The following is a 26269-nucleotide window of genomic DNA, read 5'->3' on the forward strand; positions in this document are numbered from 1 at the left end:
TGGCCACGCCGTCCAGCGCCGCGCCGATGCGGCGTGCATGCAGGTCGTTCGCGGCCAGCTCGCCGGCAATGGCGCGCCGCTCGGCCTGGGCCACGGTCGCGTCGAGCCGCGCCAGCACCTGCCCGGCCGCGACTGTCTCGCCTTCGGCCACCAGCAGTTCGCGCAGCACACCCGCTTCGGCCGGCTGCACCACCTTCACCAGCGTTTGCGGCACCAGCCGCCCCTCGGCCGTGGCGACGATGTCGAGCTGGCCAAAGGCGGCCCAGGCCAGCATGATCGCGGCCAGCGCGCACACGCTCCACAGCACGATGCGGCCGATACTGGCGGGCGCCTCATCGCGGATCAGGCGCAGCGGATCGTGCCAGCGATGAGGTAGCGGCGCCGTGGCGGCAGGCGCTATGCCGCGGCTCGGCGGCATCATGACCTCTCGGCCCGCGCGGCCGCCGGGGCCGGCGCTTCGGCCAGCGACTGGGCCCCGTGCGGCCCCAGGCGAAACACGCTGTCGACCTTCAGGCCGCGCGGCAGTCCATGGGTAATGAACAGCATCGTCACTTTCCCCCTCAGGGCATTGATGGTGTGGGCGAACAGCTCGGCGGTCGGCCCGTCGAGGGCGCTGGTGGCTTCGTCGAACACGAGGATGCCGGGACGCTTGAGCAGGGCGCGGGCAATGGCGATGCGCTGTTTCTGGCCGCCGGACAGCCCTGCCCCCCGTTCGCCGATCTCGCTGTGGTACCCCTCCGGCAGCGCCTCGATGACGTCGTGCACCTCGGCCATGCGGCAGGCGGCCACCACCTGCTCGAACGTGGCGTCCGGGCTGGCCATGCGCAGGTTGTCCCAGATCGTGCCGGAGAACAGCACTGTCTCCTGCGGCACGACGCCGAAGTGGGCGCGCAGTTCGTTGGCCGACAGGTGGGCGATATCGACGCCGTCGACGACGATGCGCCCGGCGCTGGGCTGGTAGAAGCCCAGCAGCAGCCGCGCCAGCGTGCTCTTGCCGCAGCCGGAGGGGCCGATGATGGCCACCGTCTGGCCGGGAGCCACCGCCAGCGACAGGTTCTCGTACAGGGGCGCGCCATGCTCGCCGTAGCGGAAGGCCAGGTTCTCGATGCGGATGGCGCCGCCCGGCCCCGGCGCCCTGCTGGGGCGCATCGTATATGGCTCGACGGGCGCGTTCATCACGTCGCCCAGGCGGGCCACGGCCAGGCGGGCCTGCTGGAACTGCTGCCACAGGCCGGCCAGGCGCAGCATCGGTTGCGACAGGCGCCCGGCGAACATCTGGAAGGCCACCAGCATGCCGATGGTGAAGCCCGTGTCGTACATGACGGTCCAGGCACCCACGCCCAGCACCAGCAGCGCCATCAGCTGCTCGGCCAGGCCGGCGAAGGTGTTGTATGTATTGGCCAGCTGCCGGGCGCTGAAACCGGCCGTCAGGTAGCTGGCCAGGTAGGCGCCGTAGCGCGCGTTCAGCTGGGGTTCCAGCTGCAGCGACTTGACCGTCTCCAGGCCGGCCACGTATTCCGTCACGAAGGCCTGGTTGCGCGCGCCCAGCTGGAACTGCTCCTGCAGGCGGCGCTGGAACACGGGCGCCACCAGCATGCTGGCGGCGGCAATGACCCCCAGCACGGCCAGCACGAGCAAGGTCAATGGCACGCTGTAGTACAGCATGATGGCGGCGAACACCAGCAGGAACGGCAGGTCCAGCAGCACCGTGACGGCGGCGCCGGCGATGAACTCGCGGATCGTCTCGGCGCATTGCAGGCGCGCCGAGATGACGCCCGTGGGCCGGTGCTGGAAATAGCGCGGCGGCAGCTTGAACAGCCGCTCGAACACGGCCGCGCCCAGCACGGCGTCGACCCGGTTCCCCGTATGCAGCACCAGGTACTGGCGCAGCCACGTCAGCGCAGCGCCGAACAGGATGAAGATGGCCATGCCCAGGAGGACGACGACGAGCGTGCTGCCGGTGCGGTGCACCACGACCTTGTCGATGATGGCCTGCGTGAACAGGGGACTGGCCAGGGCGATCAGCTGGATCACCAGCGACGCGAGCACGATCTCCTGCCACAGCCGGCGGTGGCGCCGCAGCTCGGGCACGAACCAGGCGAAGCCGAAACGGCGCCGGCCCAATGCCTGCGCGGCGTCGTCGGCGTCCGCCGGCGCTTCGTGCGCGGGGGCGATGCGCATCGCCTGGCCCGTGTACGCAGCGGCGAAGGCATTTAGCTCGACGGTGCGGGGCGCGCCATCCCCGGGTCCGGCCACCACGAGGCGCTCGCCGTCGGCCTGGAAGACCAGCAGCGGCATGCAGGTTCCCGTCGCCTCGTCGGTGCACAACGCCAGCACGGGAAAGGCCGCCTCGCGCCGCAGCGCGCCGGCCGCCACGCGGCACGGCCGGACATCGAAACCGAGCGCGCGGCAGGCCTGAGCCAGCGACGCAGGCGTGTACGGCGCGGCGCACTGCTGGCGCGCCAGGCCGGGATCGTAGGGCCGCGCGAACATCGTGCACAGGCTTTGCAGGGTCCAGAAGAAGACTTGCTGTTCGAGGTGGGCTGTCATGGCGGTCGAGGGGTCGGGGCAGCTGTCGATGGTGCCGCATATTCCCCAAGGCAATATTGCAAATCATCAATGTTCTGCCCGCTGCGCGCAGAAACAACGGTCCGCCACGTCATGGTCCGGTCACATACCACTTCCAGCAGTATGTAAATTGGTACTAACGATATAACAAAACGTCTCATTTGAGACATCACCAGGATTTGCAGCTTTGCCAGGCGCGCGGCGTTACCGCTGCGCCGCACCGGCACGCCGAGTACCGCGAAAGTGGGCGTTCTGAATTGCAACTGGTCTTTATTGGTCCGCATTTTCTAAAACCACTTGACTACCACTTTGGGCGGGCACATTCTGGCCGGGACAGCCGCACCCGCGACCACTGACGATGGAGGAGTACGATGGAACGTGCAATAACGAGAAGCACCCTGGCAGCCGGCTTGATCGGTACCATGCTGGCCGCCTGTGGCGGTGGCGGCGATGGCGGCACCACCCCGCAGGCGGCGAAGACGCTGGGCGCGGCCGTGGTGGCCGAGGACTGTCCCGCGTGGAGCGCCAGCGCCGTCTACACGCAGGGCATGTGCGTGACCTACAACGGCACGACCTACACGGCCAAGTGGTGGACGCAGAATAACGTGCCCGGCGCCGAGCAGTGGGGCCCATGGCAAGTCCAGGCCACCACGCCGACGCCCACGCCCACTCCGACACCAACACCGACACCGACACCGACACCGACACCGACACCGACGCCTACTCCGACGCCGACGCCGACCCCGAACGGCCGCGAGATCGGCTCCTACTTCGCCCAGTGGGGCGTGTACGGCCGCGCCTACGAGGTCGCCGACATCCACACGACGAAGACGCCCGTCAATGGCGTACAGACCAGCGTGGCCGACCAGCTCACCTTCATCAACTACGCCTTCGGCAACGTCTACCAGAAGAACGGCGGCTACGAGTGCGACATGGTCACGCGCGCCGAATCGGGCGACGGCACCGGCGGCGACGCCTACGCCGACTACCAGCGCTCGCCGGCCCGCACCGTCAACGGCCAGGCCGTGCCGTGGAACGCTCCCCTGTCGGGCAACTTCCTGCAATTGAAGCTGTTGAAGCAGCAGCATCCGAACCTGAAGGTGTTCATCTCGCTGGGCGGCTGGAGCTGGTCGAAGTACTTCTCGGCCGCCGCCAAGACGGACGCGCTGAGGAAGCAGCTGGCCAGGTCGTGCATCAAGATGTTCATCGCCGGCGACCTGCCGGTGCAGGACGGACGGGGCGGCCCAGGCTCGGCCAAGGGCGTCTTCGACGGCATCGACATCGACTGGGAATACCCGGGCGGCGGCGGCATGGCGTACAACACGGTGGACCCTGCGGACAAGCAGAACTTCACCTTGCTGATGGCCGAGTTCCGCGCCCAGCTGGACGCCCAGGGCGCCGCCGACGGCAAGCGCTATGCACTGACGGCCGCCATCGGCGCCGGTGCCGACAAGATCGCCAACACGGAACCGGCCAAGTATGGGCCGTACATGGACTGGGTCAACGTGATGACCTATGACTTCCACGGCGGCTGGGAAACCACCACCAACTTCCATGCGCCCCTGTTCCGCGATCCGGCCGATCCGTCCACGGGCAATGTCGCCAAGTACAACGCCAACGACGCCATCACGGCGCTGGTGGCGGCCGGTATGCCGAAGAACAAGATCCTGCTGGGCGTGCCGTTCTATGGGCGAGGCTGGAAAGGCGTGTCGGCGGGACCGAACGGCAATGGCCTGTACCAGGCGGCGACGGGACCGGCGGCCGGCGCCTACGAGGCCGGCATCGACGACTACAAGGTCCTCGTCAACAAGGCCGGCCAGCGCTGGTACCACCCGCAGACCAAGCAGCTGTTCCTGTACACCACGGGCGGCGAATGGTGGAGCTATGACGATCCGACCGTGATCGCCACCAAGATGCAGTACGTGCGCGACCAGGGCCTGCGCGGCGCCTTCTCCTGGGAGCTGGACGGCGACGCCAACGGCGCGCTGACCAGCGCCGTCTGGCAGGGCCGCTGACCGACCCGGCGCCGGCCTCCCGCCGGCGCCTTTTTACTTCCAGGAGCCCTCCATGAAACGCCGCACGGCCGTGCAAGCCACGGTGACAAGCATCGGCATCGGCGACGAATGGCGCCGCTGGATCGCCGAAAACCTGATCCTGGGCAGCCACCCGGACACCCTGGACGGCATCCTGCGCCGCTCCGGCGTGCCGGCCCAGGTGGCCCGCGACGAAATCGCCGCCGCGCTGGCCAGCCCCTACCTGCACGGCGTGCTGCGCCTGCACAACCGGCTGGCCAAGCGCGACTGGCTGCTGGGCATCCAGGCCAGGCTCGATCGCATCGCGCCGCCGGCCTTGAGGCCGGCCATCGAACGCCGCGCGCGGCTGGACGGCGACACCTTCCTGCGCGAGCACTACCTGACGAACCGGCCCGTCATCATCACGGGCATGCTGGAGGACTGCCCGGCCCGGGCCTGGACCCTGGCGGATTTGGGCGAACGCTTCGCCACCCGCGAAGTGGAAGTACAGCAGGGCCGCGCGGCCGACCCGGACTACGAGATGAACAGCATCGCCCACAAGGCCCGCATGCCGTTCGGCCACTACGTGGCCCAGGTGCGCGCGGCCGCGCGCAGCAACGACTTCTACATGACGGCCAATAACGACGGCTGCAACCGCGCCGCGCTGGACGAACTGTGGGACGAGATGCCGCGGCTGCCCCACTACCTGACGGACGAGCGCAAGGGCTTCTTCTGGCTGGGACCCGCCGGCACGGTGACGCCCTTCCACCATGACCTGACCAACAATTTCATGATGCAGCTCATCGGGCGAAAGCGCGTGCGGCTGATCGCGCCCTGCCATACGCCGCAGCTGTACAACACGCGGCACTGCTTCACGCCGGTGGACGGGCGCGCCATCGACATCGAACGCTTTCCCGCCATGGCGGGCGTGCCGGTGCTCGACTGCGAGCTGGCGCCGGGCGAGATCCTGTTCCTGCCCGTGGGCTGGTGGCATTTCGTCGAAGCGCTGGACATCTCGCTGACTGTCTCGGCCACGCACTTCCGCTGGGATAACGATTTCTACAGCAGTTACCCGAACAACCACGATTTCTAACACGAGTTTTCAAGGATGGAGACAAGCATGACGATGAAAACGAATCTGCTGATGCTGGCCCTGGTGGGCAGCGCGGTGGCGGCCTGCGGCGGCGGCACGGGCGGCGAAGCGTCGCCCCAGGCGGCCAAGCTGATGGGCGGCGCCACCGTGGCGGCCGACTGCCCCGAATGGAGCGCCGGCGCCACCTACACCCAGGGCAACTGCGTCACCTACCAGGGCAAGACGTACACGGCCAAGTGGTGGACCCAGAACAATGTGCCGGGCGCCGAACAGTGGGGCCCGTGGCAGGTACAGGACGTGACGCCGACGCCGACGCCGACACCCACCCCTACGCCGACGCCGACCCCTACTCCGACGCCAACCCCGACGCCCACCCCGACGCCAACACCGACGCCAACCCCGGTACCGAACGTGCCGTGCCGCCCGGACGGCCTGGTCTCGCCCGTGCCGAACGTGCCCTATTGCGGCGTCTACGATGCCGCCGGCCGCGAGAAGCTGGCCAACGGCATGAAGCGCCGCATCGTCGGCTACTTCACCAGCTGGCGCACGGGCACCAACGGCGCCCCGTCCTATCTGGTCAACAACATCCCATGGGACAAGGTCACCCACATCAACTACGCCTTCGCTACCGTGGACGCCAACAAGGTGCAGATCGGCACGGGCGCGAACAACCCGGACACGGGCCTGACGTGGCCGAACAACCCGGCCGCCGCGATGGACCCCGCGCTGCCGTACAAGGGCCACTTCAACCTGCTGGCCCAGTACAAGAAGAAGTACCCGGCCGTCAAGGTGATGCTGTCCGTGGGCGGCTGGGCCGGCAGCGGCGGCTTCTACACGGCCACCACGAACGCCGACGGCAGCATCAACACGGCCGGCATCAACACCCTGGCCGATTCGATGGTGGCCTTCCTGCACCAGTACCCGTTCTTCGACGGTATCGACATCGACTACGAGCACCCCACCACGAACAACGAGGCGGGCAATCCGCTCGACTTCGGCGTGTCGAAGCCGCGCCTGGCCGGGCTGATGAAAAGCTATAACGAGCTGCTGAAGGTGGTGCGCCACAAGCTCGACACGGCAGCCGTGGCGGACAACAGGTACTACCTGCTGACGATCGCCGGCTCGGCCTCCGGCTGGATCCTGCGCGGCGAGGAAAACCTGTCGGGCCTGAAGTACCTCGATTACGCCAGCCTGATGTCGTATGACCTGCACGGCGGCTGGAACCAGTATGTCGGTCCCAACGCAGCCCTGTTCGACGACGGCAACGACGCCGAACTGAAGGCCGGCAACGCCTACCAGTACGGCGGCATCGGCTACCTGAACGTGGACTGGGCCTACCGCTACTACCGGGGCGCGCTGCAGGCGGGCCGCATCAATATCGGCGTGCCTTACTACACGCGGGGCTGGAAGGACGTCACGGGCGGCACCAACGGCCTGTGGGGCACCAGTCCCACCGTCAACGACACCGTCGCCTGCGCCGGCGTCAAGACCTGCGGCACGGGCGCCGTCGGCATCGACAATGTGTGGCACGACCTGGACGTGAACGGCAAGCCCGTACCGGGCGGCGGCAATCCCCTGTGGCACGCGCTGAACCTGCAGAACGCCATCGTGCCGGACTACCTGGACGCCTACGGCACCACGGAGAAAACCCTGACGGGCACCTACGCGGCGCACTACAGCAGCACCCTGGCCGCGCCGTGGCTGTGGAACGCCACCCGCAAGGTCTTCCTGTCGACGGAAACGGCGCAGTCCATCGCCGCCAAGACGCAGTACGTGATCGACAACGGCATCGGCGGCATCATGATCTGGGAGCTGGCCGGCGACTATGCATGGGACGCGGCAAAGAACGGCGGCAAGGGCGAGTACTTCATCGGCTACACCCTGACGAGCAATATCGCCACGGCCTTCAAGGCGGCCACGCCCTACGGCGCCGTGCGCAGCGAAACGGCCCTGCCGGCCAGCAGCGCCAACGTCACCATCGAACTGGGTGGCTGGAAGCTGGGCGACAGCAACTACCCGATCAACCCCGTGATGACGGTGACGAACCGCAGCACGGTCACGATCCCGGGCGGCTCGGTGGTGGAGTTCGACTACCCCGTCTCGACGCCGGCCACGATGAGCGACCAGTCGGGTTACGGACTGACGACCATCAAGTCCGGCTACACGGGGCCGAACAATATCGGCGGCTTCAAGGCCAACTTCAACCGGGCGAAATTCACGATACCGGCCTGGCAGTCGCTGGCCCCGGGCGCCTCGGTGGCATTGACGTTGAACTACCAGCTGCCGATTTCGGGTCCATCGGCCTACACCATCACCGTCAACGGCGTGAAGTACGCGCTGGCCGATGAATATCCGGACCTGCCGGTGGCGTTGAAGTAAGCAGGGACGGCCTGGCAGCGGCCCGTGAATCACGGACATCACCGGCGGTGATGTCCGTTCGCACTGCCAGGCCGCTATCGTTTATTGCCATGCAACAATAATCAACGGCTTGCATAAGTTATTCAGCATCTTTATACCGGACATCGAAACTCGTCATTGGACGCATAACTCTCGCCGGCGTAAGCTCTCAACATCGCCAGAAAACCATTGAGAGAATTCGTCATGTCCGCCACACCCTTCCGCGTCGCCGACGCTCCCGCCATCGTCATCGCCGACGCCTACAAGCGTTTCGTGCCCGTGCTGAAGGCGCGCCTGCGCCGCCTGTTCGAGACATGGGGCGCCAACTACGTCGACGGCCGCTTCCCGCCGGCCTGAGTCAGACCGGGACGGCCAGCGCCGCCCCGCATTCCCCCTTCGATCAGGCCCCTGCCCTGCGCAGGCGCCCCGCCCCCAGCCACAATCCGGCCAGGCCCAGCACGCCCAGTGCCAGGAGGCTGGCCGTGGCAACGCTGCCACCGTCGCCGCCCCGCTGCCACACCGGCAGGATGGCGAAATCGGCCGGCCCGAACGGGCGGTCGTTGAACACATACGGGTAGTAGAACCTGCGCAGCCGCGCATGGAAGGCGGCGATGCGGTCGTGGTACGCCAGCTGCGCCTGCAGGTCCGTGTCGGCCAGGCGGTGCAGCAGCACCTGCACGCCGACGGACGGCAGCAGCCACGCGCTGTGCTCCGTCCATGCCTCGCGAGCCATCATCGCCTCGCGGTACTCGCGCACTTCCTCCGCCACGGCGTCGTCGCCGGCCTGGTGCATCGCGTAATACCATTTCCACTGGAAGGCCTCCGTCGCCGGCGGCGTGCGGCGCCATTCCGGATGGGTGCGGAAGAAGCGTTCCATGGTCTGCTGCTTCGGCTGGTCCCACGCGCTGTGCACGGCCTGGCGCTGCACCAGCGACAATTCCGCCCCTTTCGACACGGGCACGGCCCGGCCGATGACGCCATTGACCAGGGTCGGCAGCACCAGGGTCAGCACGACGAACACGGCCAGCAGCACGGCCGCGCCGGTGCTCGACGCGCGCACGGTGGCCGCAACAAAGGCCGACACGCCGAACCAGAACGCCAGGTACAGGGCCGCCACGCCCGCCACCAGGAGCGCGGCCGTTACCGGGGCGCCGGCGGTGGCGGCACCAAGGCCGAACGGCAGCAGCAACGCCGCCAGCACCAGCGCGAAGCGCAGGCGGATGCGGCGCCACCACAGCCGCGCGCCCGGCGTGGGCAGCGAGGCGATCAGCCGCAGCCGCCCCGCTTCCCGCTCGCCCGACACCAGGTCGTGCATCAGCGCGATGACGAACAAGGGCGCCAGGTAGACCAGCACGAAGGCGAAGTCGAAGCGCCCGGCAGCGGCCAGTTCGGGATTGACGGACTCCGATTCGTACAGCTGCGCCTGCAGCCCGAGCAGGCGTACCCGCAGCGAATACGGCTGCACGTCGCGCTGGCCGAAGGCGGCAAAGGCCAGCGGCGCCGGCGGATTGTCCGTCAGGTGCGGCGTGTAGTAGCCGGCCAGTCCGGCCTCGCCGCCCTTCCGGTAGTTCTTCGCCACGGCGGCGACGTCGTCGCGCTGGACGGCGGCAATGCGCTCCAGCGCCGCGCGCTGGCTGGCCGTGGCCGACAGCCCGCTCCAGACGGACAGCAAGGACAGGGCCAGCAGCAGCACCAGCGCACCGGCCGCCAGCCGCGAATGCAGCGCCAGGCGCAGTTCAAGCATCAGGGTATTCATGGGTTCCTCTCGTTGTGCTCTTGTGATGACGGCTCACCGCGCGCTCTTTTCCAGCCGGCGCGCGAGCCACCAGGCCGCGCCCACCAGCAGCGCCACCCAGGCCGCGAACACGGCCAGGGCCGGGCGCACGTGGCGCTCGGCGATGGTGGACAGTGACAGGGGCACGTGCTCGAAGCGGGGCAACTCGCGCCAGAACGACGCGCTGATGCGGGTCTGCTTGTCGTTGGCGTAGCTCACCTGCGTGGCGTGCAGGCGATTCAGCGCCTGGATCATGCGGTAGCGGTAGGCCTCGCCTTCGAGCAGGAAGCGCTCGTGGCTGGCCCGGTCGGTACCGGCCAGCGCGTTCGACAGGCGCCGCAGCGCCAGCACGGGGCTGGCCATCTGCGCCAAGCCGACGATGCCTGCCTGGGCCTCCTGCCGCGCGAACTCCGCATGCATATGGCGCACGAACAGTTCGCTCGTCAGGCGCTCGCCTTCCTCGATGACGAGGCCCTTGTAGTTGACGGGCAGGTCCTCGATGCGTTCGACCCCGTATTTGGCCAGCACCTTGCGGCGGAATTCGGCGTAGTGGGGATCGTCCGGGTTGTGGCTGTCGCCGTACGCCGCCAGCTCCTTGTGGATCGTCACGTCCGTCTCGATGCGGGTCGGACGCGGCACATGAAAGGCCGCCACGTCCGGCATCACGCGCGGCAGCAGGATGACGGTGACGATCCAGCAGCCCACCAGGGCCAGCAGCGCATCGCGGGCGCGCGGCGTGGCCGCCGAAACCAGCACGGCGGCAAAGGCCCACACCAGCACATAGGCGGCGTAGCCCGTCGCCATCCAGGCAGCATGCGCGCGCACGGAGGCATCGTAGGCGCCGATCAGCGCCAATGCCGCCAGCGCGGGCGCGGCCAGCAACAGCGCCACGGTGCCATGGCTGGCCAGCTTGCCGGCCAACAGGGCACCGCCGGGCAGGCCCTGCGACAGCAGCAGGCGCAGTTGCCCCCGCTCGCGCTCGCGCGCCACGCTGCCGAAGGCCAGGAAGGCGATCACCAGCGGCGTCAGGGTCTGCACGACGAACGCCGGCGTCAGCTGGCCGAAGCGCAGCAGCACGGACGACTGGCCCGCGTCGCTGAAGTTGGCGCTGTTCTGCCGGTGCCCTTCCAGGTACAGGGTGTGGCCCGTGTACGGGTCGACGCCGAAATCGAAGAAGGCCAGCGGGCTCAATGGCCGGAAGATGTAATGGCCATAGTGGACCACGCGGTGCGGGTGGCGGTCCGGCTGGGCGTTCCACTGCGTGTCCGACTCCTGCTGCAGGTGGGCGCGCTCGGCGTTCACCACGCGCATCTGCTCGTAGCTGACAAGGGTGGCGGCCACCGTCAGGGCCAGCAGCAGCGCGGCGGCCGTCACGGCGACGGCGCTGCGCCGCAAGGCCCGCCACTCTTCGCGGCAGACGGTCCACGCGGCGTGCAGGAAGCCCGGCCGGGCACGGTGTCCGGCCTGGCCCTGATGCAGTGTCGCGACGCCGCTCATGCCGCCCTCCGCGCGCCGGCATAGCGGTCGAACAGGGCCTGCACGTCGAAGCGGGCGGCGCCGTCGGACGCGCGCGCAGCTTCCAGTTCCTGCACGATGCGTCCGCCGTCGAGGAAGCCGATGCGGTCGGCCACTTCGGCCGCGCCCAGCAGGTCGTGCGTGACCATCAGGATCGTCACGTGCTGGGCCCGCAGGGCCTGCAGCATGGCGTTGAATTCGCTGGTAGCCTGCGGGTCCAGTCCCGTGGTGGGTTCGTCCAGCAGCAGCACCGGCACGGCGCGGGCCAGCGCCAGCGCGATGGCGACCTTCTGGCGCATGCCTTTCGAGTAGCCGCCCAGGCGGCGGCGCCAGGCATCCGGCGCCAGGCCCACCGTCGTCAACGCCATCTCGATGCGGTCGCCGTCGCGCGCCGGATCGAACGTGCCGTCGGCCAGGCGCAGGAAGTACGCCAGGTTTTCCAGCGCCGTCAGGTGCTCGTACAGCGCCACGTTTTCCGGCACGTAGGCCAGCGCGGCGCGTGCCGCCAGCGGATCGGCGGCGACGTCGATGCCGCATACCCGTACCCGCCCCGCCTCCAGGGGCACGAAGCCCAGCAGCGCGTTGATCGTGGTCGACTTGCCGGCGCCGTTGCCGCCCAACAGGGCGTAGATCTCGCCGCGCCGCACGCGCAGGCTAAGGCCCTGCAGCACGGCCGCCGCCTTGTAGCGCACCGTGGCGTCGCTGACCTCGATGGCGCTGATATTTTTGTCCAATGTCGTCATGATGTTCTCCGTGGGTTCGTATTCAGAATGTCGTTTGCAGGCCCAGCACGACCGAGCGCCGCGCGCCGGGCGCGACCCACGTCGACTGGTAGGAGCTGGTGTAGAAGGTGCGATCGAAAACGTTGTCGACGTCGAGCGACACGCGCAGCGCCGGCGAGGCCCGCCACCAGCCCGACAGGCGTGCCGTCGTATAGGCCGGCAGCTCGAACACGGGCACGCCTGCCGCCGCCTGGGCCTGCGTGCGGGCGTCGCCGGGCCGGCGCGCGCTGTAGGTGACGCCGCCGCCTGCGCCATACGTGCCCAGCGAGGCCGCCCCTTCGTACATCAGCAGCAGGCTACCGTTCAGGCGCGGCACGTTGACGAGGCCCGCGCCGACGGCCAGCGTGTTGTCGCGGGTGACGCGCGCATCGATGAAGGACAGGCTGCCGTTGGCGCGCCAGTGGCGGTCGAGCTGGCCCGTGAAGTCGCCGTCGAAACCGCGGCTGCGCACGGCGCCGGCCAGTATCGAATAGCCGGGATTGGCCGGGTCGCCCGTGACGACGTCGCGCTTGCGGATGTCGTAGAAGGCCAGCGTGGCGCCAGCCCGGCCGTCCGCGCTTTCCCACTTCGTGCCCGCTTCCACGGCGCGGCCCTGCTCGGGCGTCAGCGCCGCGCCGGCGGCCGTGGTGCCCGTGTTGGGGCGGAACGAACGGCCCGTATTCGCATACAGGGTCCAGCGGGGCGTGGCGAGGTAGGACAGGCCGGCGCGAGGCGAGCGGCTGTCCGGCGACTGGTCGGTGCGGCTGCCGGTGCGCAGGTTGTGCAGTACCTGGTCGTAGCTGTCGAAACGCATGCCCAGCAGCAGGCGCCACCGGGCCCCCAGGTGCAGGGCATCCTGCAGGTACAGGGCGCGGTCGCGCTGGCGCTCGATGGTGTCGGTGCTGGGCAACACGGCCGGCAGCGGCTGACCATAGACGGGCGCGAGGATGTCGATCGCGTACGGCGCGGCATTGGTCGGCTGCACGCGCAGCATCAGCTGGTCCGAACGGAAGCGGTAGCCGGACACGCCCAGCAGCAGGTCGTGGCGCACGGTCCCCGTGGCGAACTGGCCTGCCAGCTCGAGCTGCCCGGCGCCATCATGGGAGGTGTAGTCCCGGAAGCGCCGCTGGCGGCGCAGGGTGCGTCCGTCCTGCTGCACCGTGGCCGCCGCCTCGGTTGCGTAGCCCAGGATCGACCCTTCCTTCCACGCCAGGCCGGCGCGCAGGCGCCATTCGGCGTTCAAGGGATGGTCCACCATCAACTGGTGCGTGCTGTTTTCCACCGTCAAGTCGCCGTCGCCCGGTTCGCCCAGGAAGCGGCTGCGCGGCATCACGCCCAGGCGCCCTGCCACCGCCGCCACGCCCCGGTCCATGGCGCCGCGGTGGCGCTGCACTTCACCCCGGTAGTCGACGCGGGTGCCGTCGTCCAGCTTCCACGTCAACGCGGGCGCCAGCAGCGTGCGGCGTGTGTCGACGTAATCGCGCATGCTGCCCCGCTTTTCCAGCGCCACGTTGACGCGATAGGCCACGTTCTGCGCCAGCGGGCCGGTCGCATCGAGCGTGCTGCGATACAGATCGTCGCTGCCGAGGTAGGCTTCCAGCGCGTGGGCGGCGCGCCACTGGGGGCTCTTCGTGACGATATTGAGCGTCCCGCCCGGTTCGCTGGCGCCGTACAGGGCGGCGGCGGGTCCCTTCAGGAATTCGATGCGCTCGATATTGGCCGTGTCACGGGGGCCGTTGTAGCCCCGGTTGCCGGCAAAGCCGTTCTGCAGCAGGGCCATGCCGTTGTTCGAATCGCCCGCCAGGCCGCGGATGGCGATGTTGTCCCACATGCCGCCGAAGTTGTTCTGGCGCGAGACGCCGCCGACGTAGTCGAGGGCATCGTCCAGCCGGGTGGCGCCCAGGTCGTCGAGCGACTGGCGCGACATCACGCGCACGGCCTGGGGCAATTCGCGCAGGCTCATTTCCGTCTTCGTGCCGGCGGCCTCGCCGGCGTGATAGGCGCCGCCGGCACGGCGGCCGACGACTTCGACAAGGTTGGTGACGGCCGCCGTGCCGGCGGTGTCAGGAGACGCAACGTCCGGTTCGGCCGCCTGGGCGGCGCCGAAAGCGAGCAGCAAGGTGGCGACGAGAAGCGCGGCCACGCCGGGGGCGCGACCAGGGGAGGTCTGGTTCAGTTTCATCGTGATTTCACAGGTGCGGACGCACGCCGGCGCATGCCGCGCCCATGGCGAGGCGCGGCCGCGGCAGTCGATGCCTCCGCGGGAACAGCAAACACCCGGCCGCGACGGCGCGCGCCGGTGCCGGACGCCGAATTCGTTCAGCGAGCCGTCACGGGCGAGCGCACCCGCGCCACGATGGGCGCAGGCAGGCCGGAATCAGAAGGAAGAAGAGGAAGCGGCGGGTGGCGCCTGGCGCGCCGGAATCAGGTACGAAGGCCGGCGGACGCAGACATAGGTGCCCTGGCGCGCCAGCACATAGGCCACGGCCAGGAGCACGTCCATCAGCACGGCGTTCATGGGCGGCACGTCGGCCAGCAGGTTGCCGGCCGCATGGCAGCTGACGCAATCGGTCTTTGTGTCGCCCAGGTCGTGATGGTGCACGGACGACAGCAGCATGCCCAACGCGAACACGGCCACGCACAGCCACGCCAGCATCCGCAATGAGCGGGGCAGCGAGCGACTGTTGGTGGTGGATTGTTCGGTGGTGACGTGCATGGTTCCGGTGATCGGCGCGCCCCGCGACGTGCGGAGCGCGTGCCAATATAGCATCGGGGGCCTTGCGATGGCAAGGCATCCCGGGAGGACAGCCGGGGTCGGGGATCAGAACTTGTAGTTCAGCCCCAGCACGAAGGACCGCCCGGAGTGCACGTACAGCAGGGTGTCGTTGCGGGCGCTGTCGCGGCCGTAACGCAGCGCTTCGTCCGTCAGGTTCTGCCCTTCGAAGCTCAGGCGCAGTTGCGGCGTCAGGTTGTACGAGATGGAGAAGTCGATATTCGTCGATGGATCGACCGTCGTGTTGTCATGCCCCTGCACATCGCCCAGCACGGCCAGCAGGTAGCTGGAACGGTGCGCGGCCGACACGCGCGCGCTGAACTTCGGGTCCTCGTAATACAGGGTCAGGTTGGCCGCGCGCGGCGACAGGCCCGTGAAGTTGTCCGTCACGGTCAGCTGCTCGTTGGTGCTCGTTACGGGATTGTCCACCCGCGTGATGTAGGTGATCTTCGACTTGACGTAGGTGTAGTTCGCCAACAGGCCGAAGTTGCTCCATTGCCCCGGCAGGAAATTGAACGGCGCTTGCAGGTTGAACTCCAGGCCGTTGAGCGGGCCGCCCGGCGTATTGACCTTGCGGCTGACCACCACCGTCGTCGACGGCAGGGTCGGACACCCCGGCGTGCCGCCCGTCAGCGAGCAGCCGCCGCCCAGCAACAGGGCGTCGGGCAGGCCCAGCGACGAGTACACGGCGCGGTCCGACACGGTCTGGATGAACGAATCGATCTCCTTGCGGAACACGCCCACCGACACCATCGCATTGCGGTCGTAATACCACTCGGCCTGCAGGTCGTAGGTGCGGGCGCGGATCGGGTCGAGCTCCGCGTTGCCGATCGAGACGCTCTGGGCGAACGGTGCCACCGTGGCCGACGGCGCCAGGTCGACGTACTCGGGCCGCGACAGCGTCTTGCCTGCCGAGAAGCGCAGGAAGACGTCGCGCGGCAGCTGCGCCGTCAGGTTCAGCGCCGGCAGCCAGTCGCGGTATTTTTTCGTGACGACGTTCGGCACCAGCACGCCGTTGGCGTTGATCAGCGCCGTCGACGTGGCCTTCGTCTCTGCGCCGCGCACGCCCACATTGCCGCGCCACGTAATGCCGGCCAGTTCGTAGTTGAAGTCGACCATGCCGTACAGCGCGTCGATCTTTTCCTCGACGGCCCGGTTGGCCTGGCCCAGCACGTTGTACTGCGAGCCCGGCACGGCCGCGCAGTGGCATTCGATGTCGTACACGGCGCGCAGCTTGTCCAGGTCGACGGCCGTCCAGGAGGTCGGCACGCCGCTGCCGCCGAGGCCTGATCCGAAGCCCGTGATCTGGCGCGTCAGGCTGGCCAGGCTTACCCCGGCCGGCAGGGCCAGGCCGTTGCCGCCCGAGCCGATTTCGAAGTTGGTCCACGTGTTGGTGCGCTTCGAGACGCCCAGCCTGGCCGTCAGGTGGTCGTCGATTTCCCAACTGCCGTTGATTTCCGTCGTTTTCAGCTTGTTGCGGGTGTTAAGGTAGCGCCCCACGAACTGGCCGTGCAGGGTGCCGTCCGCTTCCTGCGGCGCGAACGTGAAATTGTTCGGGTCCGACACGTCGATGCCGAAGTTCAGGGTCGGCACGTTGCGGTTGTCGCGGAAGTCGAAGGAGAAGCCGTTCACGTTGGGCGCATCGAACTGCACGGTGGCGCGCATCGGTTCATCCAGCTCCGAGTCCGACGTGCCATGCAGGAAGTTCACTTTCAGACGGTCGGTGAACTTGTGGCTGCCCGACAGCACGTGCTGCTTGAATGTGGTCGTGTAGACGTCCAGCAGGCCTTCCGTGCGGATGTCCACGCCGTTGAACTTGCCGTAATCCCAGCTGCCGTTCTCGTCGAAGTGGGCGTCGACGATCGACGTCTGCGGCTTGCCGTTGGCCTGGGCCAGCGTCCGGCCGAAGGAGATGGCCGAGATGTAGTTGTCGTAGCGGCGGTTCTCGAATTTGCCGTACATCAGATCGAGGTTGACGTCCGTGGCCGGGCTGGGGCGCCACTGCAAGGCCCCCGTCAACCCGGTGCGTTCGTAGTCCGTCTGCGAGCGGCGGTAGCGGGGGATGCGTGGGTGGTAGGCGCCCGAGCCGCCCGGCGGCGCGGCCACGGTGCCGCCGTAGTCATCCAGCCGGCCCATCACGTCGTTCCAGGCCGCCAGGCTGCCGCTGCGCGGCACGCCGAAGCCGCAGTTGGCGGCGTCGATACCCTTGACGGCGCTGCTGGCCGGGTTCTGCGACGCGCCCAGCGGCGCGCAGAAGCCGCCGTCGGCGCTGGCCGACAGCAGTTCGACGCCTTCGTAGCCCTCCTCCATCGCGCGCCGCTTGGCGTAGGCGCCGGAGATCAGTGCGCCAAACTTGCCGTAGCGGGTGTCCCAGCGGTCCGACAGCAATCCCGTCAGGCGCGGCTGGGTTTTCTCGGTCAGCGTATTGTGCGAGGCCTGCGCACCCAGGCTGACGGTGCGGCCCTTGAAGTCGAACGGGCGCGCCGTGCGCAGGTCCACGGTGGCGCCCAGCGAGCCCTCCTCCACCGATGCCTCGGAGGTCTTGCGCACTTCCAGGCTGTTGAACAATTCGGAGGCGAACACGCTGAAGTCGAAGCCGCGCGAACGGTTGGTACTGCCGTTGATGTCGGAGGAACCCGTGGCAGCGACGCCTTCGATGCCGTTGATGCGCACGCGCGTGAAGCCCGCGTTCAGGCCCCGTACCGTGATCTGCTTGCCCTCGCCGCCGTCGCCGCGCGCCAGCGCCACGCCGGGCACCCGCTGCAGCGACTCGGCCAGGTTCGCGTCGGGGAACTTGGCGATGTCCTCGGCCTTGATGACGTCGACGATGCCGTCCGAGTTCTTCTTCGTGTTCAGCGCGCTGTTCAGGCTTGCGCGAAAGCCCGTCACGACGACGACGCTGGCGTCCTGCGCGGCCGGGGCGGCTGCCCCCGCACCCTGCTGCGCTGCCGCCATGCCGTGCGTCGCCAGTGCGGCCACCGCCAGCGCGATGGCCGTTGGCCGGCCCGTCCTGCTGTGTTTTTGATGATTCATTCTTATCCTCGATCGGTCGTATGGATGCTCGTCTCCCGAGCGCTCCGATCTTAGGACGTGTTGTTTCGGCCGGGCGTGCCGTCCCGCAATTACTCAAGCACTTGAGCATTGCAAGCCCGTTTGCGGGCCGTTCGCGCGCCGTTCCCGCCAATACGTGGTGCTTTTGCCACGTCCGCTTCGGCGGACGGGGACGACGGAAATTGCTATTGTTCAGTAAAATGCCGGGATACCACCAACGGACCTCCTGTGCCCACCACCCAAGACGAACAAGCATTCCTGAACAACGGCGGCATCCTGGGGGCCCGTACCGCCGCCTTCGACTGGGTCGGCCATCCGCTGGGCCCCACGGCCGGCTGGTCGCCGTCCCTGCGCACGGCGCTGGGCATCGTGCTGGGCTCCTCCTTCCCCATGTTCCTGGCCTGGAGCGAGGACCTTTACCTGTTCTTCAACGACGCCTACCAGCCCGTGCTGGGTGACCGCGTGGGCGACGCGCTGGGGCGGTCCTTGCCCCAGGTCTGGCCCGAAGTGTGGGACACCATCGGCCCCATCGTGCGCGGCGCGCTGGCCGGCGAATCGTTCTTCTTCGAGAGCTTTCCCGTCACGCTGGAGCGCCACGGCTACCCGGAGCAGGCATGGTTCACGTTTTCATACAGCCCCGTGCGCGACGAAGGGGGCAAGGTGCTGGGCCTGATCTGCATGGTGGTCGAGGATACCGAGAAGGTGCGCGCGCTGGAGCGCCACAAGCAGGCCGAGGAAAGGCTGGCGCTGTCGCTGGAGGCCTCCGGCAATATCGGCACCTGGTCGGTGGATCTGGAGACGGGCGCCACCTTCGTCGACGAGCGCTTCGCCCGCCTGTTCCAGGTCGATGCCGCCCAGGCCAGTGCAGGCACGGAGCTCGATCGCTTCACGTCGATGATCCACGACGACGACCGCGCCCGCGTGCTCGACGCCATCGACACGGCCATCCGCCACGAGACGCTGTACGACATCGAATACCGCATCCCGCAGCTGTCCGGCCTTGACGCCTGGGTCAATGCGCGCGGCAAGGTGTTCGCCGATCCCGTCACGGGGCGGCGCCGCTTCGCCGGCGTGGCCGTCGACATCTCGGCCCGCAAGGATGCGGAGCGGGCCCGCATCGAGAGCGAGCGCATCGCGGTGGCCGCTTCCGGCCGGGCCGAGGAAAACAGCCGCCGGCTCGACGTGCTGCTCGACGCCGCGCCGGTGGGCATCGTGTATGTCGACACCAGCGGGCGCCTGCTGATCGCCAACGCCAGCAACCGCGCCATCTGGGGCGAGCACCTGCCCACCGCGGGCATCGACGACTACGCCGCTTGGCAGGGCTGGTGGCCACCGGGCGGGCCCGGAGCCGGCCAGCGCCTGGGCTTTGATGAGTGGCCGATGGCGCGCGTGCTGCGCGGCGAGGCCACGGCCGGCGCCATCGTCGAGATCGAGCCCTTCGGCCAGCCCGGCGTACGCAAGACCATCCTGATCCGCGCCGCCGCCATCCGCAACGAACACGGGATCGTCATCGGCGCCGTCGGCGCGAACATGGACATCTCGGCCCAGGTGACGGCGGAAAAGGCCTTGCAGGAGAGCGAGCGCAAGTTCCGCACCATCGCCAACGTGATCCCGCAGATGGTGTGGTCGGCCAATGCCGACGGCGTCAATGACTACATGAACAGCCGCTGGCAGTCCTTCACGGGCGTGCCCATCGAGCAGCTGGCCGGCGACGGCTGGCGCCCCTACGTCCACCCCGACGACCTGCCCGGCATCGACGCGGCGTGGCGCCGCAGCCTGGCCGACGGCAGCGCCTTCGAAGTCGAGCACCGCCTGGCCCACCACGGCGGCCAGCAGCGCTGGGTATTGAACCGCGCCCTGCCCGTGCGCGACGACGACGGCCGCATCACGCGCTGGATGGGCACCCTGACGGACGTGCACGACCAGAAGGTTTCGGAAGAGGAACTGAAGGCGGCGGCGCGGCGCAAGGACGAATTCCTCGCAATGCTGGCGCACGAGCTGCGCAATCCGCTGGCGCCGATCAGCAACGCGGCCCAGCTGTTGACCCTGGCCGCGACCGACCCGGCCCGGGTGCGCCAGTCCAGCGCCGTCATCACACGCCAGGTACGCCACATGACGGACCTGGTGGACGATCTGCTGGACGTGTCGCGCGTCACGCGCGGGCTGGTCGAACTGGATCGTCAGCAGGTCGACATCAAGTCGGTGGTGGCCAACGCCGTCGAGCAGGCCCGCCCGCTGATCGAGGCGCGCCGCCATGCGCTCGACCTGCACATGGAGCCAGTGCCGGGCTGGGTCATCGGCGACCGCACGCGACTGGTCCAGATCGTCGCCAATATCCTCAACAACGCGGCCAAGTACACGCCCCAGGGAGGGCGCATCGGCCTGGCCGTCGGCGTCGAGGAAGGCCAGGTACGCATCGCCATCACCGACAGCGGCATCGGCATCAGCCAGGAACTGCTGCCGCACGTGTTCGAGCTGTTCACGCAGGCCGAGCGCACGCCGGACCGCTCGCAGGGCGGCCTGGGACTGGGCCTGGCCCTGGTGCACAGCCTGGTGCAGCTGCACCATGGCCACGTCCAGGCCTGCAGCAAGGGGCGCGACCAGGGCAGCACATTCATCGTCACGCTGCCGCTGGCGCCGGGCGCGCAGTTGCCGGCCGCGCCCGAGTCGCACGCCATTGGCGGCGGCGCACAGGCCGGCGCCAGCCGTTCCGTGCTGGTGGTGGACGACAATCTCGACGCGGCCCAGTCGCTGGCCGAGGTGCTGCGCTCGCTGGGCCACGAGGCCCGCACCGCCGCCACGCCCACCGAAGCGCTGGCCAGCGCGGCCAGCGACTGGCCGCAGGTCTTCATCCTCGATATCGGCCTGCCGGAGATCGACGGCTACCAGCTGGCCCGGCGCCTGCGCGCACTGCCCGGCGCCGGCCCGGCCCTGTACCTGGCGCTGACGGGCTACGGCCAGGCGCACGACCGCGTGCTGTCGAAAAGCGCCGGCTTCGACCACCACTTCGTCAAGCCGGTCGACCTGCCGGCGCTGGCCGCGCTGCTGGCCCGGTCATAAAAAGTTGCTCGAAAAATGGGGTCTGTCCCCATTTTTTGAGCAATATCGGCGCCGGGACAGTGCGGCCGGGGCGCAACGCCTGCGTTGCCGCCGGCGACACGGCGTTGTCATTTCGCTATAATTCGTCGCTTGTCCATCTCGCCGCGCAGGAACGCCATGGCCGACGACCAAGCCTATAAATTCTCGAACAATTACAGTGACCTGAGCAATTCCTCCGGCGTCGATGCCGGCTTCCAGTTCGAGTTTTACTGCCAGCGCTGCAGCGACCGCTGGCGCACCAACTTCAAGCCTTACCGCAGCGGCCAGGCGTCCGGCTGGATTTCCAAGGGCGCCAGCCTGTTCGGCGGCCTGCTGGGCAGCGCCAGCTCGGTGGTGCACGGTTTGGCCGAAGCGGGCTGGCACTCGGCCCGGGACGACGCCTTCAAGGAGGCGGTGGCGGATGGCAAGCGCCACTTCAACCGCTGCGGCGCCTGCCACAGCTATGTCTGCGGCCCCTGCTTCGACACGGAAAACGGCCTGTGCTTCAACTGCGCGCCGGACGTGAAGGTGGCCATTACCCGTTCACGGGCCCAGGGCGAGATGCAGAGCGCGTCGGAGGCGGCGCACGACGAAGGCCGCTCGCGCGGCAACCGGCACGACGTGCGCCAGGAGATGCAGCTGGTCTGCCCGCAGTGCCGGTGCGAGACGCACGGCGCCAAGTTCTGCCCCGAATGCGGCTACAAGATGGCCCAGCAGGTCCAGTGCCGCGGGTGTTCCACGAGCCTGGAACCGGGCACGAAGTTCTGCACCGAGTGCGGCCAGCGCCAAAGCTGACCGTCCCGCTCCCTTACGCCATCAGCGCCTGTGCGATCCGCTCGGCGCTTTCCGGGTCGCTCGGGCGCAGCGCATCGACCAGTTCGTCGGCCGACGAGCCGCAGGCGAACAGCAGCACGTCGCCCGGCTGGCAGCGGCCCAGCGAAGCGCGCAGCGCCTCGCCGCAATCGAGTTCCACGCTGGCCACCGCGCCGGCACTGGCCGCGATAACGGCGGCGCGCTCGCCGCGCGCACGGCCGCGGTCCTCGCAAGGCCATTCATACACCAGCACTTCGTCGAAGGCGGCAGCGCAGGCGGCACCGATGGCGGCCAGCGTGTCGTCGCGGCGGTCGCCCGGCGACGTCACCACCGCGTGGGCGCGGCCGCGCGTGAGCGAGCGCGCCATCTCGCCCAGGGCCTGGTAGGCGGCCGGGTTGTGGGCATAGTCGACGATAACCTTGATGCCGCGCACATCATAGATATTCGTACGCAGCGGGTTGCCATGGCCATCGCAGACGAACGAGGCCAGGCCGTCGGCGATATCGCCCATGCCGAAGCGGCAGGCCATCAGCGCAGCGGCGGCGGCCAGGCCATTGGCGATATTGTGGCGCGCCGTGCCTTCCACGGCGGCCGGCATCTCCTCGGCCCACAGCAGGCGATGGCGCGCCTGGCCGTCGGCCAGGATCAGTGCCCCGTCTTGCAGGTAGGCGCCACGGCCCTTGTTCTCCAGGTGCCGCAGCAGCACGGGCGCGTCCGCATCGACGGCGAAGTAGATTACCTCGACGCCTTCGGGCAGGCTTGACGCCATCTGCACGCACAGCGGGTCTTCCGCGTTGAGCACGCAGGCCTTGCGCGCCGAGCGTGCCACCACGGCCTTGACGTCGGCCAGCTGCTCGAGCGTGTCGATACCGTCCATGCCCAGGTGGTCGGCCGTGACGTTGAGCACGACGGCGACGTCGCAGGTGTCATACCCCAGGCCCCGCTTCATGATGCCGCCCCGCGCCGTTTCCAGCACGGCGAACTCCACCTCCGGTGCCGTCAGCACGGAGCGCGCCGACCAGTAGCCGCTGCAATCGCCCCGCTGCACCATGGCGCCGTCGATATACACGCCTTCCGTCGTGGTGCAGCCCGTGTTCAGGCCTGCCTGGCGGGCTGTGTGCTCGAGCATCAGGGTGGTGGTGGTCTTGCCGTTCGTGCCCGTGACGGCGATGACGGGAATGCGGCCGTCGCTGTCGCCGAACATCGATTCGACGATGGCGGCACCGGCGTCGCGCGGCGTGCCGGCGCTGGGATATTCGTGCATGCGGATGCCCGGTGCGGCATTGATCTCGATGACTGCACCGTTGCCGTCGGCCAGTGGCGCGCTGATGTCGCGGCACACCAGGTCGATGCCGGCCACGTCCAGGCCCACCTTCTGCACGGCGCGCACGCACAGGGTACGCGTCAGCGCCGGCAGCAGGTCCGTCACGTCCTCGGCGGTGCCGCCGCTGGACAGGTTGGCGTTTCCGCGCAGGCGCGCCGTCACGCCGGCCGGCAGTACGCTGTCGAAGGTATGACCCTGTTCGGCCAGCGCCGTTGCCGTCAGGCCGTCCAGCGGTATCTTCGTCAGGATATTGGTGTGGCCGTCGCCGCGCGCGGGATTGGCGTTCTCGATCTCGACCAGCTGGCGGATCGTGCTGCTGCCGTCGCCCGTCACCTGCGGCGGACGGCGCCGCGCCGCCGCCACCACGCGGCCGCCGGCCACCAGGATGCGGTAGTCGTCGCCCTCGATGAAGCGCTCGACGATGATGGTGCGGCCATGCTCGCGGGCGCGGGCGAAGGCGGTCGCCACTTCCTCGGGCGTACCGCAGCGGGTCGTCACGCCCCGGCCATGGTTGCCGTCCAGCGGCTTGACCGTCACCAGGCCCCCCAGCCGGCGCGCGGCGCGCTGGGCTTCCTCGACAGCGCGCACGGCCGTCCCCCGTGGCACTGGCACGCCGGCCTGCTGCAGCAGCGCCTTGGTCAGGTTCTTGTCGCAGGCGATTTCGACGGCGATATGGCCCGTGTCGCCCGTGATGGTCGCCTGCAGGCGCTTCTGCTGCGTGCCCCAGCCCAGCAGGAACATATTGGCCTGCTCCGTCAGGCGCACGTACGGAATGCCGCGCTGGCGCGCCGCGCGCAGGATGGCGCCCGTGCTGGTGCCGATGGCGTGGCGTTCGGCCGTGTCGCGCAGCGCCGCGAGGGCCGCGCCCAGGTCGAAGTCTTGCCCGTCCGCCAGCGCCGTCACCAGCGCGAGGGCCGTGTCGAACGCATCCTGGACCACCTGTTCCGTCGCATACGACGTCACCACGCGGTACTGGCCCGGTGCGTCGCCGGGCCGGGTGCGGCCGAAACTTGTAGTAGTGCCGGCTTCGCACTGCAGGGCCAGCGTGACGTGTTCGACGACGTGGGCCAGGTTGGTACCGGCCCGCAGTGCCTGCACGAAGCCCACGTCCTTGCCCGCCGAGCAGCGGTGTTCGACCAGCGACGGCAGGGCCGCCAGCAGGCGCTCGTCAAAACCCGGCAGCTCGTGCGTCAGTCGCGCGGCGTGCTGCTGCAGATCCAGCACCGTCATCAGGCAGGGTTGGTCGCAGTAGTAGTTACGGCCGCGCAGGACGCGTTGTTCGATGATTTTCATGGTCGGTCGGTATCAAGAAGGTGTTGGAATAGGGTTCTCAGGGGGGCCGGCACGGGCCGCGCGGCATCGGGCGCGGACGAGAAGCTGGTACCGGCCGGGATCACGTGAAGCCGCACGCCCAGCAGCAACGGGATGGTGCCGGGCGCCGTGTCGACGATGTCCGATTGCAGCTCGCTGGCATCGACGATCGTGACGGCGCCGGCACCGATGACGGCAAATCGGGCACCGGGACCGACCACCAGGGCCGTGTCCTCGTCGATGCCGATGCCGCTCAGCTGCGGGTTGCGGGCCACCAATGACAGCAGGCGGTTGATGCGGTGGCGCTGCGAGAAATGCTGGTCGATGATGCAATGCGGGACGAATCCCAGTCCGGCGCCCATGCCGGCGGCGCCGACGGCGGGATTGAAGTCGGGCTGCCCGTGCGTCACCATGTGCACGCCCAGGGCCGACGCGCCAGCGCTGGTGCCTGCCAGGCAGGCGCCCCGCTGCACGGCCGCGTGCAGGGCATCGTGCAGCGGCGTACCGCCGATCCTGGCAAGAAGGCGCTTCTGGTCGCCGCCGGCAATGAAGATGCCGGCGGCGCCGGCCACCGCTTCCAGTACGGCCGGCAGGCTCGCATCGGCCCGTGCGAGCACGTGCACCGGCACGCAGCGGCGCGCGCCCAGGGCCCTGAACGCCTGTTCGTAGTGGCCCCACACCTGGTCGGCGATGTTGCTGGCGGCTGTGATGACGGCAATGGGCGCCTCGGCGCCGCCGGCCAGTTCGATGAAACGGCCGAGAATGTCCGCGTTCTCCGCGTTCTTCTCGGTGCCGCCGACGATCAGCAGGCTGCCATGGGTGGAACGGTGATTCAATTGTATCCCCGGTAAAGACTTTATTTACTTTGTTAGTAAAGAAGTATCCCGGCTGGCGCACGCGGCTGCCATGGGCGCACTGCCTGCTCTGCTGTCAGCATCGGCCTACGTGCGCCGTACTTGTTGCAAGCGGGCCTCACGCGCTGGCGCCGTGACGTGACCGCTGCGTCGCGATTGGCCCGACTGAGGCATGATGCGGCAATGCCAACCCGGGAGACCGCCCTCCTCATGCGCACCCACAGTACTCCCGCGCCAGCCGCCCTCGCGGCCGGCAACCTGCTCTGCATGGCGGCCTACGTGGCCGCCGCAGCCCTGTGCGTCGCCATGTCCATCCCGCGCGGAAACGGCAGCCCGATCTGGCTGCCCACCGGGGTCGCGCTGGCCGTGCTCCTGTATTGGGGCCGCTGGCTGCTGCCCGGCGTCGCGCTGGGCAGCCTGGCATTCAATCTGTACCTGATGCAGACGGGCCATGGGCTCACTGCCGTTACGGCCGGCGCGGCCGCCGTGATCACAGCCGGCAATGTACTGGCGCTGCTGCTGGCCGAACGGGGCGTGCGTGCGCTGTCGCGCGCCGTCAAGCGCGACAGCGGCGCCATCGTGCACGGCTATCTGGCCATCGTCGCCGCCTGCGCCGTCGTCAGTGCCGTGACGGGCGCCGTCGTGCTGGCGGGCGCCGGCGTGGTGCCCCCGCCCGAGCGCGGCGCCGTCGCCTTTGTCTGGTGGCTGGGCGACGTGACGGCAATGCTGCTGGTGACGCCATTGCTGGCTGCGTGGGTTGATCCGGCCGAGCGGGGCCGCTTGCGGCGCCGTGGTGCCGAGGCCCTGGCCGTGCTGGCGACGACAGTGGCGCTGACGGTTGCCGTGTTCCAGCTGGAGTGGCTGGGCGGACCGGATCGCTACGGCCCGCCGTTCGTGCTGCTGGTGCCGGTGGCCTGGGCCGCGCTGCGGCTGGGCGCGGCCGGC

Annotated in this window: 16 protein-coding genes and 1 pseudogene; 7 read left to right on the forward strand and 10 right to left on the reverse strand. The window is 68.8% G+C overall.

Annotation, left to right across the window (positions count from 1 at the left end):
- Positions 1-421, reverse strand: a pseudogene (locus GM672_RS22320) (HlyD family type I secretion periplasmic adaptor subunit); the annotation flags it as partial.
- Entirely contained in the window at positions 418-2550 is a 2133-nt protein-coding gene (locus tag GM672_RS22325) for a peptidase domain-containing ABC transporter (protein WP_155472735.1), read from the reverse strand. The gene GM672_RS22325 and the pseudogene GM672_RS22320, both read right to left, overlap by 4 nt.
- A 389-nt stretch (positions 2551-2939) precedes the next feature.
- Here GM672_RS22325 and GM672_RS22330 point away from each other — a divergent pair, with 389 nt between their 5' ends.
- The 4 genes from GM672_RS22330 to GM672_RS22345 all read left to right on the forward strand — a co-directional run bounded on the left by GM672_RS22330 (position 2940) and on the right by GM672_RS22345 (position 8427).
- Positions 2940-4583, forward strand: coding sequence for a glycosyl hydrolase family 18 protein (locus tag GM672_RS22330; RefSeq protein ID WP_155472736.1), 1644 nt, complete (start codon positions 2940-2942; stop codon positions 4581-4583).
- 52 nt (positions 4584-4635) lie between these two features.
- Positions 4636-5673 carry a cupin-like domain-containing protein gene (locus GM672_RS22335; protein ID WP_155472737.1) on the forward strand — a complete coding sequence of 346 codons (1038 nt, stop codon included), beginning with the start codon at positions 4636-4638 and terminating at the stop codon, positions 5671-5673.
- Positions 5674-5700: 27 nt separating this feature from the next.
- On the forward strand, positions 5701-8052 hold the full coding sequence (locus GM672_RS22340; protein WP_308807459.1) for a chitinase C-terminal domain-containing protein: 2352 nt from the start codon (positions 5701-5703) through the stop codon (positions 8050-8052).
- Between the two features lie 222 nt (positions 8053-8274).
- The gene (locus tag GM672_RS22345; RefSeq protein ID WP_155472738.1) at positions 8275-8427 is read left to right on the forward strand and encodes a hypothetical protein; all 153 of its coding nucleotides are present in this window, start codon (positions 8275-8277) and stop codon (positions 8425-8427) included.
- A 43-nt stretch (positions 8428-8470) separates the two neighbouring features.
- Here the strand turns inward: GM672_RS22345 and GM672_RS22350 are convergent, their stop codons facing one another.
- From GM672_RS22350 to GM672_RS22375, 6 genes are all read right to left on the reverse strand, one after another.
- Positions 8471-9826: a DUF3526 domain-containing protein gene (locus GM672_RS22350; protein ID WP_155472739.1), complete on the reverse strand. Its 1356-nt coding sequence runs from the start codon at positions 9824-9826 to the stop codon at positions 8471-8473.
- A 33-nt stretch (positions 9827-9859) separates the two neighbouring features.
- Positions 9860-11341 (reverse strand): ABC transporter permease, encoded by a 1482-nt coding sequence (locus GM672_RS22355; protein ID WP_155472740.1) that lies wholly within the window; start codon positions 11339-11341, stop codon positions 9860-9862.
- On the reverse strand, positions 11338-12102 hold the full coding sequence (locus GM672_RS22360) for an ABC transporter ATP-binding protein (protein ID WP_155472741.1): 765 nt from the start codon (positions 12100-12102) through the stop codon (positions 11338-11340). Before GM672_RS22360 ends, GM672_RS22355 begins: the two co-directional genes overlap by 4 nt.
- A gap of 22 nt (positions 12103-12124) precedes the next feature.
- A complete protein-coding gene (locus GM672_RS22365) occupies positions 12125-14302 on the reverse strand; it encodes a TonB-dependent siderophore receptor (protein WP_155472742.1) in 2178 nt (725 codons plus the stop codon).
- A 195-nt stretch (positions 14303-14497) separates the two neighbouring features.
- Positions 14498-14836, reverse strand: coding sequence for a hypothetical protein (locus tag GM672_RS22370; protein ID WP_155472743.1), 339 nt, complete (start codon positions 14834-14836; stop codon positions 14498-14500).
- Positions 14837-14941: 105 nt separating this feature from the next.
- The gene (locus GM672_RS22375) at positions 14942-17926 is read right to left on the reverse strand and encodes a TonB-dependent receptor (protein WP_155472744.1); all 2985 of its coding nucleotides are present in this window, start codon (positions 17924-17926) and stop codon (positions 14942-14944) included.
- Positions 17927-18172: 246 nt separating this feature from the next.
- Here GM672_RS22375 and GM672_RS22380 point away from each other — a divergent pair, with 246 nt between their 5' ends.
- Together GM672_RS22380 and GM672_RS22385 are read left to right on the forward strand one after the other, a co-directional pair.
- Positions 18173-21004 (forward strand): PAS domain-containing hybrid sensor histidine kinase/response regulator, encoded by a 2832-nt coding sequence (locus GM672_RS22380; protein WP_155472745.1) that lies wholly within the window; start codon positions 18173-18175, stop codon positions 21002-21004.
- 156 nt (positions 21005-21160) lie between these two features.
- A complete protein-coding gene (locus GM672_RS22385) occupies positions 21161-21817 on the forward strand; it encodes a zinc ribbon domain-containing protein (protein ID WP_155472746.1) in 657 nt (218 codons plus the stop codon).
- 13 nt (positions 21818-21830) lie between these two features.
- Here GM672_RS22385 and cphA read toward each other — a convergent pair whose 3' ends face one another.
- A complete protein-coding gene (gene cphA / locus GM672_RS22390; protein ID WP_155472747.1) occupies positions 21831-24452 on the reverse strand; it encodes a cyanophycin synthetase in 2622 nt (873 codons plus the stop codon).
- Positions 24449-25306, reverse strand: coding sequence for a cyanophycinase (locus tag GM672_RS22395; RefSeq protein ID WP_229417876.1), 858 nt, complete (start codon positions 25304-25306; stop codon positions 24449-24451). The genes cphA and GM672_RS22395 overlap by 4 nt, the downstream gene beginning before the upstream one ends.
- Before the next feature lie 228 nt (positions 25307-25534).
- On the opposite strand from GM672_RS22395, the gene GM672_RS22400 reads away from it, so the two are divergent.
- Positions 25535-26269 (forward strand): MASE1 domain-containing protein (locus GM672_RS22400; RefSeq protein ID WP_211517410.1); only part of this gene is annotated, 735 nt, incomplete at its 3' end.

The organism is Pseudoduganella buxea (assembly GCF_009720835.1).
GTDB classification, from domain to species: domain Bacteria; phylum Pseudomonadota; class Gammaproteobacteria; order Burkholderiales; family Burkholderiaceae_D; genus Rugamonas; species Rugamonas buxea.

Excerpts from the sequence above, each read along its gene's own strand:
- GM672_RS22340 (WP_308807459.1), top strand. The coding sequence starts at position 5,701 with ATGACGATGAAAACGAATCTGCTGATGCTGGCCCTGGTGGGCAGCGCG.
- GM672_RS22330 (WP_155472736.1), top strand. The coding sequence starts at position 2,940 with ATGGAACGTGCAATAACGAGAAGCACCCTGGCAGCCGGCTTGATCGGT.
- GM672_RS22365 (WP_155472742.1), bottom strand. The coding sequence starts at position 14,302 with ATGAAACTGAACCAGACCTCCCCTGGTCGCGCCCCCGGCGTGGCCGCG.
- GM672_RS22345 (WP_155472738.1), top strand. The coding sequence starts at position 8,275 with ATGTCCGCCACACCCTTCCGCGTCGCCGACGCTCCCGCCATCGTCATC.
- GM672_RS22370 (WP_155472743.1), bottom strand. The coding sequence starts at position 14,836 with ATGCACGTCACCACCGAACAATCCACCACCAACAGTCGCTCGCTGCCC.
- GM672_RS22325 (WP_155472735.1), bottom strand. The coding sequence starts at position 2,550 with ATGACAGCCCACCTCGAACAGCAAGTCTTCTTCTGGACCCTGCAAAGC.
- GM672_RS22375 (WP_155472744.1), bottom strand. The coding sequence starts at position 17,926 with ATGAATCATCAAAAACACAGCAGGACGGGCCGGCCAACGGCCATCGCG.
- GM672_RS22385 (WP_155472746.1), top strand. The coding sequence starts at position 21,161 with ATGGCCGACGACCAAGCCTATAAATTCTCGAACAATTACAGTGACCTG.
- GM672_RS22355 (WP_155472740.1), bottom strand. The coding sequence starts at position 11,341 with ATGAGCGGCGTCGCGACACTGCATCAGGGCCAGGCCGGACACCGTGCC.
- cphA (WP_155472747.1), bottom strand. The coding sequence starts at position 24,452 with ATGAAAATCATCGAACAACGCGTCCTGCGCGGCCGTAACTACTACTGC.
- GM672_RS22360 (WP_155472741.1), bottom strand. The coding sequence starts at position 12,102 with ATGACGACATTGGACAAAAATATCAGCGCCATCGAGGTCAGCGACGCC.
- GM672_RS22350 (WP_155472739.1), bottom strand. The coding sequence starts at position 9,826 with ATGAATACCCTGATGCTTGAACTGCGCCTGGCGCTGCATTCGCGGCTG.
- GM672_RS22335 (WP_155472737.1), top strand. The coding sequence starts at position 4,636 with ATGAAACGCCGCACGGCCGTGCAAGCCACGGTGACAAGCATCGGCATC.